Source organism: Pyxidicoccus sp. M6 (assembly GCF_055568925.1).
Genome location: NZ_CM145714.1, coordinates 6,854,574 through 6,863,470, shown reverse-complemented (window position 1 = coordinate 6,863,470; position 8,897 = coordinate 6,854,574). Strand labels below are relative to the sequence as shown.

Genomic DNA, 8,897 nt, shown 5'->3' with positions numbered 1-8,897 from the left:
TGGGGTTTGCAAGGGACCGTGCAGTTGCCATTGAATTGCACGGTCCCTTCCCGCGACTCCAGGAGGTATCCCCCATGGGGCTGATGGACCTGTTCAAGAGGAAGCCGAAGGCAGGTCCAGAGCTGGGGGCCATCGAGAGCTACGTCGTCGCCGACAACGTCGGTGTGGTCCGGCTCGCGAACGGAACGGCCGTCCGCTTCGGAGTGAGCGCGTGCAAGGGCTTCGAACCTGCCACGGGGGTCAAGGTCCAGGTGCAGTCCATCGAGCCGCACCCGCTCGGTGGGCAGCGCGTCACTGCCATGGTCCGCGACCCCGCGGACACCGACTACGAGCGCCGCGTCGAGGCACGTGACAGTACGGCCGTTTTTCCCACGCCACCGCCTCGGACGCGGCCGCCGGCCCGTCCCATCGACCTCGAGCTGTTGAGGCGGCTGGAGCGCATCTCGTCCGTGAACGCGCATGTGCGTGGCGGGCAGGACCCGGAGCAGATCTCCCTGGCCGTCAGCCTCGATGCGGAGGGCAAAATCCATGAGGACCGCCCCGCCATGGGCTTCCGCGTCGACGTGGAACGAGTGGGCGCGGACCAGTGGCGACTGGCCGCGGGCATCGACGATCCCGTCGCGTCGTGCCGCTTCTGGATGGACCTGGAGGTTCCCGAGCTGCCAATGCTCGACCCGGTGACCTTCGACGCGAACCAGCTGCCGGCCTTGTCCATGCGCATCTCGAAGCCACCGGACCACGTGCGGAACCCGCTGGCCCGGAGCGCGTTCCTGGTCGCGTGGCGGGTGGAGGGTGGCATGGACTCACCCGACCGTGACGAGCCGCTCCAGGTGGACGCGCTCGTCATGGGCGTCGGGCTCTGCCGGATGCCCCACCTCTACCGGCCCAGCCGGCAGCCCGATGACCACTGGGTGCTGCTGAAGTGCAACCGGGGGGACCAGAGCATCTGGCTCGGCTTCGACCCCTCCACGGGCGAGGCCGAGGTCTTCCCGCGCCGCAAAGAGATTGCCAGCTACCAGCTCGCCCTGGACTTCCTCTGCACCTTCACGTGAGCGCGCTGGCGCACGCTCACCAGAACTTCCACCACGGACGCTTGGGGACTTCGGGCGCGCTTCGAGACGGCGCGCCCTCGGCCGACGTCGCTGGTGGCTTCGACCCAGGCGCCGTTGTGGCGGGGACCGCTGAGACCTGGCCACGTAGCTCCTTCATTCCCTCCGCGGAGAGCGCGGAATCCAGGAGCGCTCGGCCACGGGGCCGCTTCGAGCGCATCCCGCAGCTCAGGCCACTCCTCGTTGTCGAGGAGGACTTCGAGCGTCATCGGCTCTTCGTCCATCTGCGCGAAGTAGACGCGCAGCCAGTGCGTCCCAGGCGCGAGCGAAATCTTCCGAGGGGGCTCAACACGCTCGCCAACAGTCTCGGCTGGGAGTGGTGGCCATTCACCCGCGACGCCCGGACGCGCGGCCGCTCATGACTCCCGTGACACCCGCCGCACGAACTGCCCGCGGGTGAGGTGCCCGCGCTGGCCAGCGCGTGGACGATGCGTTAATCACGCCCCATGGCCCTCGAACCCCAGCCCTACACCACGCTGCCCGGCGCGCGGTTCCAACCCCTGGCACGCGAGCTCGGCTTCGCGCGCTACAACCTGCTCGAGGTCAGCTTCGATTCGGTCAACTACGAGGACCTGTTCGGCGGCCGCGAGGTCGACTTCGTGGTCCACGACGGCACGCTCAAGCTGAGTGGGCCGACCTACGTCCGCAATGAAGCCCCGATGGTATGCGTCGTCGAAGGCGACCTGATCGTCGACGGCCCGCTGGTGATCCGCGACCTCGACCTCTACGTGCCGCTGTGGATCAAGGGCTCGCTGATCGCTCGTGATCTCGTGCTCAGCTGCGACGCCCAGGTGTTCATCGAGGGCGACCTCAAGCTGACCGGCAACCTCGTGACCGACGGCACGGACGCGACCCATCTGGTTGTCCACGGCGAGGAGCAGATGGGTGCGTGGTTGCGGCCAAGTCACCGCGGCGCGCTCTATCTCCCAGCCTCGACGCCCGACCCGATCGAGGGCGATGCCCTCACAGCGCGGCTCGCCCCCACGCTCGACCCGCGCGGAAACCTCTCACTGAACCTGTGCGAGCACGTGCTGGCGGGCCAGAAGCTGCTGCGCGACTGACACCCGCGGTTGACCGTCGGCGGCCTCGATGCCCTTCAGGCGCAGGCGCCGACGAAGCTCCGCTTTGCGGCGGGCGACGTCTTCACCCACGCCGGCGGGCTACGTCTTCTGTAACTCGCCGCGCACGGGGTCGGACGACGAGACCTTCTTGTCCGAGGCCGCGACCTCGAACAGGGGCTCGCCCTTGCCCGTCACCGAGTTGCGCATCGGCGGGGCCAGCGGCTCCTGCACGCGGGACGGCATGCTCACGGGCTGCACGCCCGCGCGCGAGGCCGCGGCGCGGCGGGCCGCCTGACGGCGCCGGTACAGCACGTACCCGACGACGCCCACCACCAGCACCGCCATGACGACGGACTGGCCTTCCTTGAAGATGTCGATGAAGTGGTCCAGCTGGCTGCCGAAGTGGAACCCGAGCCACACGAAGACGGGCGCGGACAGCAGCGCCGCGAGCCCGTCCCAGAAGATGAAGCGCCAGTAGGACATGCCCACGGAGCCGGCGGTGAAGTACGTCACCGCGCGCACGCCGGGCATGAAGCGGGCGATGCAGACAATCTTCTGCCCGTGCCGGGCGAACAGCCCTTCCACCTTGGCGCGCTTCTCGGGCGTGACGATGCGGGCGAAGAAGCCCCCTCCGGTGCCGTCGTTGCGGCCCAGCTTCCCGCCCAGCCGGCGGCCGGCGAGGAAGATGAGGCTGTCACCCGCGAGGATGCCGGCGAAGCCCACCACCATCATCACCGGCAGGCTGGCGGCGCCCTTGTGCGCCAGGAAGCCGCCGAGGATGAGCGAGATGTCCTCGGGGAGCGGGATGCCCAGGCCACAGGCCACCAGGACGCTGAAGACGGTGACGTAGGCGACGAAGCCCTGTGCATCGCCGAGCAGGTGGTTGAGGATGTCTTGCACGCGTTGTCCCGTCCGTTCACTTCCGGAGGGCCTGCCCCGGGCTCACCCGGGACAGCCCATCCAGCGCCCAGGCATCAACCGGGCGCGAGTCCTCAAAACTCCGGGCCAGGGCCTTCAATCCGAAGTACCCCTGGCGGCCGGCCGCCTCATAGGCCGCTTCCTGGGCGCCGGTGGCCATCAGCGCCAGCGCCCGGCTCAGCAAAGCCACCCCGTACTCCCCCACCGTCGCCTCCGTCGCCCCCGCCACCCGGGCCTCACGCAGTGCCACCGCGCCACCCGTCCACCTACCCTCCAAGCGTGTCCCCATACGTGATGAAAGCACGCCTCGCGCGAACTCCCGGACCAGGAGTTCCATTTCGGGCCGCCGGGTAGTCGGACCAACCACCAACACCCACCCACGTCCCGTCTCCACCCGCCGGATGCTGCCTTCCGCGTCGAGCAGATTAACCACCACCTCGAGGGCAGGCTTGCCTTCCGGCTGGCCCAGGAGTCGTGCCGCCTGTTGAAACGGTGCATCCAACAAAGGCAGCCAGGCGCGCTGTTCCGCGCGATACAGGTCCAACGTCTCCGCCCGGAGCGCCGCCACCGGCCACTCGGCCTCCACGCGCGCCAGCAGTACCTCCAGCCCGTCCAGCCCGCGGGCTCCTGGGGACGCCTGGGGGCCAGCCAGCAGACGCGCCAGGTAGTCCTCCACCGGCACGGGGTGCGCGTCGAAGAAGGCCCGGGCGTCCGCCAGCACCGCCGGGGCGGCCGTCACCAGCGCCTCGCGCACACGCTCGCGAGCCGGGCCATAGCGGTACGCGGGCACCGGGTGCTCGCGGTAGCGCGTGCCAGCGTCGTAGCCCAGCCGGTTCAGCAGGGCGAACAGGGTGAAGACGCGGCCATCGGCGCGGACCTCCAGCCCACCGGCCGAGTACACGCTGGAGAACCAGTCCTCCTCCACCAGCGTGGGCACGACGGCGCGAGCCCGGGCCTGGGCGGATGCGAGGCCGGGAGCCCCGAGCAGGACGAGCATGGCCAGGAGGGGGGCACGCATGGGCGTGGCCCCACGCTAGCACGGGGCCGTCAGGCGGCCGGGGCCTTTCCGACGAGCGTGCGCAGCATGTCGCGGTTGTCCCGCGCCTTCTGGCCGAAGTGGGCGACGATGCCCATCAGCAGCTTCACGCACGCCTGAGGCTTCGAAGCCAGGAGTTTCTGGAAATCCGAGGCGCGAATCTCCAAGGCGGACACATCGGTGGCGGCGGTGGCGGTGCACAGGCGCTCGCCCTTCTGCACGAGGGCCAGCTCGCCCAGGGGCTCGCCCGCGCCCACCTCGCCCAGGGGTACGTCCTCGCCCGAGGCGCTCTTCGCGCTCAGCCGCACGGTGCCCTCGCCGACGATGATGAGCGACTCTCCCGACTTGCCTTCGGTGAAGATTGCGGTGCCCTTGGGGAACGCCCGGGGCACCGCGACACCGGCGAAGATTTGAATGCCGGTGTCGGTGAAGCCCTTGAAGATGGGGCACGCCTTGAGGGTGGTCGCGGGCACTAAAGCCATGCGGAAAGTCCTAACACGGGGCAACCGGGCCCGCGAGTCAGCGGCTCTCGCGGCGCACGGCGTCGAGCGATAACTCAGGCCTCCGCGATGACGTGGAACGGCGAGGCGGCCGGGGCCACGGGCAACGGCTCCACGGTGGGCATGGACAGTACGGCGCCCTGCTTCCCGGAGAGCTGGTTCGGCGTGGAGCGCTCCACCTTCACCGTGACGATGGCGCCGGCCGGAGCGTCGCCGTCGAAGTTGACGGTGCGGTTCTCCGGCGTGCGGCCGAAGCGCTTGGTGGCGTCGTAGCGCGAGTGGCCCTCCACCAGCACCTCCACCTCCGAGCCCACCAGCGCCGCGGTGATTTCCGTGCTGATGCGCCGCTGCAGCTTCTGCAGGCGCTCCAGGCGGGCAATCTTCACCTCGTGCGGCACCGGGCCCCACTCGTGCTCCTTCAGCGCGGCGCCCGTCTTGGGACGCGGGCTGAAGACGAAGGAGAACTGGTTGTCGTAGCGGACCTGCTCGGTCAGCTTCATCGTCATCTCGAAGTCCTCCTCGGTCTCTCCGGGGAAGCCCACGATGATGTCGGTGGTGACGGCGATGCCCGGCCGCGCGGCGCGCAGCTTCTCCAGCCGCTCCAGGTACTGCACCACGGTGTAGTCGCGGCGCATCATCTTCAGGATGCGGTCACTGCCGCACTGCACGGGCAGGTGGAAGTGCGGAGCAATCTTGGGCTGCGTGCGGAACGCGTCGATGAGCTCGTCGGACAGGTCGTGCGGGTGGCTGGTGGTGAAGCGCACGCGCTCGATGCCCGGCACCTCCGCGGTGCGCAGCAGCAACTGCGCGAAGGAGATGCCGCCCGCGTACGAGTTCACGTTCTGCCCGATGAGCGTCACCTCGCGCACGCCCACCTTCGCCAGGTCCGCCACCTCGACGAGCACGTCCGGGAAGGCGCGGCTCACCTCGCGGCCGCGGGTGTGCGGCACCACACAGAACGAGCAGACGTTGTCGCAGCCCTTCATCACCGTGACGAACTCGGTGACCTTGCCGCGAGACGTCTCCGGGTCGGCGCGGGGGAAGACGTACTCCTCGGAATGGACGAAGGCGGCCTCCACCACGCGCGCGCGGTCCTCGGACACGCGGCCGATGATGTCCGGCAGCTTCGCGATGTTGTCGGGGCCGAAGACGAAGTCGAGGTACGGCACCTTCTTCAGGAGCTTGTCCTTCTCCTGCTGCGCCACGCACCCGCCCACGCCGATGAGCGCGCCCCGGCTGGCCTTCACCGGCTTGTAGCGGCCCAGCGCGGACAACATCTTGTCCTCGGCCTTCTCGCGGATGGCGCAGGTGTTGAGGATGATGAGGTCCGCGTTCTCGGGCACCGGCGTCGGCTCGTAGGACATCTTCGCCAACACCTCGCTCATGCGGAGCGAGTCGTTGACGTTCATCTGGCAGCCGAAGGTGTGGATGAAGTAGCGCTTCATGTCAGAACCCTGAGGAAGAACGTGGCGTTATGCGATGCCCGGGGGCGGAATGCAACCGGACGGACGCCCCGGTTCATCCCCGACTGAGCAGGAGTGTCGTCCGGGTGTGCAGGTCCACCAGCTCCCCCTCGCGGGCGCGCATGAGGGCCAGGGCCTCGTCGCCGTAGCGCCGGGCAAGGCCGTCCGTGGCGCGCTCCTGCTTCGTGAGCTCCTCGCGGATGCGCTCGCGCAGGTCCTCCACATCGGGGCCAGTGGCACCCTCCACCTGACGGAGCTTGTCCTCGAACTTCCGCACGGCCCAGCGCCGGCCGCAGAAGGCGCGCAGCATGGCGATGCCCTGCTCCGCCGTCTTCAGGTCCAGGCCGGAGGTCGCCAGGGCCTCGGTGTGGGCGCGCACGAGGACTTCCGCCCCCTGCCCGGCCTCGGCGTGGGAGAGCCAGGTCCGCTGGTAGCGCACCAGGGCGTCGAGCATCGCGCCGTCCACCCGCGGTGCCGCCATACGGAGAGTGCGGTCATCGGCCGCCTCCAGGTTGGCCGAGTTCTCGTTGTTCCGGATGTCCTGATAGCCCGCGTCGTCGAAGAGGGAGGGTGCCATGGGAGTGCTCTCGCATCTAACAGCCTGGAGCGGCGCGTTGTAGCGGCTCCTACCAGGGGGCGTCGTGCCGCGGGCCTGTTGGGCGTTGTAACCTGGATAAATGGGAAATCGCGCTTGGAACCTGAGGCGGGAGGGCATTGGGTTGCTGGGGCTTCTCACGGTGGGCGGATGCATGGAGGAGGCACCGCCCCACCTCGAATCGTCGCGGTCGGAGAAAGCCCGGCCCCCGGCGCTGGCCCCCGTGGAGAAGGTCGCGGCCATGTCGGGAGTGAAGCAGCTCCTGCCGTTCGAGGACTGGCTCCTCGTCGGCCGGCAGTCCGCGAATCTGCGGGACGTGGAGCTCTGGCGCTCGGATGGCACGGCCACGGGGACGCAGCGGCTGCACCAGGCCACGTACTCCGAAGGGGCGTCGTTCTCCATGGTGCCCTTCGGCGGTCGGGTGCTCTTCACCTCTGGCGCCGGGCTGTGGTCCACCGATGTGACGCCCGATGGGACGTCGCTGCTGAAGGCCCTGCCCTCTTCGTCCTTCACGCTGAAGAGCACCGGCACGCGCGTGTTCCTGCGGGAGCTCAATGGCCTGCTGTGGCAGTCGGATGGCACGGAGGCGGGCACCCAGACCGTGGCGGGTGCGCCGTCGAGCGTGTCGGAGGTCTCGGTGTCCCAGGGACTCGCGTGGTTCTCCGGCACGGACCCGTTCGTGGGTCAGGAGCCCTTCGTGAGCGACGGCACGCCTGGGGGCACGCGGCTGGTGCTCGACATCAATCAGGGGCCCCGTGACTCCACGCCCGGAGGGTTCACGCAGCTTGGGAAGGCGACGTACTTCCGGGCCACCACGCGCGACACGGGCAGCGAGCTGTGGGTGTCGGACGGGACGTCGGGAGGGACGAGCCTCGTGGTGGACCTCGGTCCCTTCGACAGCGTTCCCATCGATCTCTACCCATGGAAGGACCACCTGTACTTCTGGGTGCTGGGGATTGGGATGGGGAACGCCATCTATCGCTCGGATGGCACCGGAGTGGGAACGCAGCGGGTGAGCCCCGCGGTACGCGCGAGCACGGATATCGGGCCCGACTTCGAGGGCTGGGGGGACTTCGTCTTCTTCGCGGGGAGCGACTCCTCGGGAACGACAGGAACCGAGCTGTGGCGCACGAATGGAACGGCCGATGGCACCGTGCTCGTGGCGGACCTGAATCCGGGGACGGGTTCGTCCCTTCCGGCGTCACTCACGTTGGTGTCGCCGGAAGGTCCGCTGTTCTTCGTCGCCACCACGCCGGATGCGGGCCGTGAGTTGTGGCGGCTGGACACGCCTACGGGCAAGCCCACCCTGGTCGACGTCTTCCCTGGCACGAGCTCGTCGAACCCGTCGAACCTGACCGCGCAGGGCCCGACGATCTACTTCACCGCGATGGATGCGACGGGTGAGGGACTGTTCAAGCTTTCGGGGCTCGTGCCGGATACGCGGCCTCCGCGCGTGACGTGTCCCGCGAATGTGCAGGTGACCGCGACCGGACCTGACGGCGCCGTGGTCACCTTCCCTGCCGCGAGCGCTCGGGATGACTCGGGTGAAGCGCCGGCGCTGACGACGGATCCGGAGTCCGGCTCGGTGTTCCCCGTGGGGCTGACGGAGGTGACGGTCACCGCGGTGGACGGTTCCGGCAATCGAGCGAGCTGTACGTTCGACGTCACCGTGGAGCCGTGGGTGGAGGTGGATGCAGGGACGGAGGACGGAGGCAGCGGGCCCTCCGACGGCGGCGTGGAGATGGACGCGGGCGACATCGACGCGGGTCCGGGCCCCACGGATGCAGGCGACATGGATGCGGGCCCCGCGCCGACAGATGCGGGCGCGGAAGACGGTGGCCCAGGGCCCACGGATGCAGGTGTTCCGCCAGGAGATGGCGGAACGGAGCCGGATGCTGGCACGGTGGACGGTGGCGCGGAGGTGGACGCCGGGCGGCAGCCCGTGGATGCGGGCGCAGGGGACGCAGGCTCGGTGCCCACGGATGCAGGCACTACCGACGCCGGCACGCAGGACGGAGGCACGTCCGAAGAACCTCCGCCCGACAGTGGCTGCGGCTGTCAGTCGACCTCCGCGTCGGTGCCGTGGAGCCTGATGCTGCTCGGCCTCCTCTTCCGCTCGCGTCGCCAGCGGAGTCACTGAAGCGAGACTCCCTGAAGACAAAGACGCGTCGCACGAGGGGGAATGTTCCTGGGATGGAGCGGGCTGCCCATGAGC

Annotated in this window: 9 protein-coding genes; 3 read left to right on the top strand and 6 right to left on the bottom strand. The window is 69.2% G+C overall.

The annotated features are described in order from the left end of the window. The first annotated feature begins 74 nt into the window (after positions 1-74). Complete coding sequence (locus ACVTJA_RS27435) at positions 75-1,052, top strand: hypothetical protein (protein WP_465823919.1); 978 nt, start codon at positions 75-77, stop codon at positions 1,050-1,052. Here ACVTJA_RS27435 and ACVTJA_RS27430 read toward each other — a convergent pair. Next, a complete protein-coding gene (locus ACVTJA_RS27430; RefSeq protein ID WP_465823917.1) occupies positions 1,013-1,333 on the bottom strand; it encodes a DUF6348 family protein in 321 nt (106 codons plus the stop codon). The two genes, ACVTJA_RS27435 and ACVTJA_RS27430, sit on opposite strands and share 40 nt — an antisense overlap. Before the next feature lie 222 nt (positions 1,334-1,555). Between ACVTJA_RS27430 and ACVTJA_RS27425 the strand changes: the two genes are divergently transcribed. Continuing rightward, complete coding sequence (locus ACVTJA_RS27425) at positions 1,556-2,170, top strand: hypothetical protein (RefSeq protein WP_465823915.1); 615 nt, start codon at positions 1,556-1,558, stop codon at positions 2,168-2,170. Between the two features lie 99 nt (positions 2,171-2,269). On the opposite strand, the gene ACVTJA_RS27420 is transcribed toward ACVTJA_RS27425, so the two are convergent. From ACVTJA_RS27420 to ACVTJA_RS27400, 5 genes are all read right to left on the bottom strand, one after another. Further along, complete coding sequence (locus ACVTJA_RS27420; protein ID WP_465823911.1) at positions 2,270-3,070, bottom strand: DedA family protein; 801 nt, start codon at positions 3,068-3,070, stop codon at positions 2,270-2,272. 16 nt (positions 3,071-3,086) lie between these two features. Next, positions 3,087-4,106, bottom strand: coding sequence for a hypothetical protein (locus ACVTJA_RS27415; protein WP_465823908.1), 1,020 nt, complete (start codon positions 4,104-4,106; stop codon positions 3,087-3,089). 29 nt (positions 4,107-4,135) lie between these two features. After that, positions 4,136-4,606 (bottom strand): Crp/Fnr family transcriptional regulator, encoded by a 471-nt coding sequence (locus tag ACVTJA_RS27410; RefSeq protein ID WP_465823906.1) that lies wholly within the window; start codon positions 4,604-4,606, stop codon positions 4,136-4,138. A gap of 74 nt (positions 4,607-4,680) precedes the next feature. Beyond that, a complete protein-coding gene (miaB, locus tag ACVTJA_RS27405) occupies positions 4,681-6,069 on the bottom strand; it encodes a tRNA (N6-isopentenyl adenosine(37)-C2)-methylthiotransferase MiaB (RefSeq protein ID WP_465823903.1) in 1,389 nt (462 codons plus the stop codon). Between the two features lie 73 nt (positions 6,070-6,142). Further along, positions 6,143-6,664 carry a hypothetical protein gene (locus tag ACVTJA_RS27400; RefSeq protein ID WP_465823901.1) on the bottom strand — a complete coding sequence of 174 codons (522 nt, stop codon included), beginning with the start codon at positions 6,662-6,664 and terminating at the stop codon, positions 6,143-6,145. 259 nt (positions 6,665-6,923) lie between these two features. On the opposite strand from ACVTJA_RS27400, the gene ACVTJA_RS27395 reads away from it, so the two are divergent. Beyond that, on the top strand, positions 6,924-8,822 hold the full coding sequence (locus ACVTJA_RS27395; RefSeq protein WP_465823899.1) for an HYR domain-containing protein: 1,899 nt from the start codon (positions 6,924-6,926) through the stop codon (positions 8,820-8,822). The last annotated feature ends 75 nt before the right edge of the window (positions 8,823-8,897 follow it).

What these genes read in the sequence shown, in the direction of transcription:
- ACVTJA_RS27435 (WP_465823919.1), top strand. Translation starts at nt 75, where the DNA reads ATGGGGCTGATGGACCTGTTCAAGAGGAAGCCGAAGGCAGGTCCAGAG.
- ACVTJA_RS27430 (WP_465823917.1), bottom strand. Translation starts at nt 1,333, where the DNA reads ATGGACGAAGAGCCGATGACGCTCGAAGTCCTCCTCGACAACGAGGAG.
- ACVTJA_RS27425 (WP_465823915.1), top strand. Translation starts at nt 1,556, where the DNA reads ATGGCCCTCGAACCCCAGCCCTACACCACGCTGCCCGGCGCGCGGTTC.
- ACVTJA_RS27415 (WP_465823908.1), bottom strand. Translation starts at nt 4,106, where the DNA reads ATGCGTGCCCCCCTCCTGGCCATGCTCGTCCTGCTCGGGGCTCCCGGC.
- ACVTJA_RS27410 (WP_465823906.1), bottom strand. Translation starts at nt 4,606, where the DNA reads ATGGCTTTAGTGCCCGCGACCACCCTCAAGGCGTGCCCCATCTTCAAG.
- miaB (WP_465823903.1), bottom strand. Translation starts at nt 6,069, where the DNA reads ATGAAGCGCTACTTCATCCACACCTTCGGCTGCCAGATGAACGTCAAC.
- ACVTJA_RS27400 (WP_465823901.1), bottom strand. Translation starts at nt 6,664, where the DNA reads ATGGCACCCTCCCTCTTCGACGACGCGGGCTATCAGGACATCCGGAAC.
- ACVTJA_RS27395 (WP_465823899.1), top strand. Translation starts at nt 6,924, where the DNA reads ATGTCGGGAGTGAAGCAGCTCCTGCCGTTCGAGGACTGGCTCCTCGTC.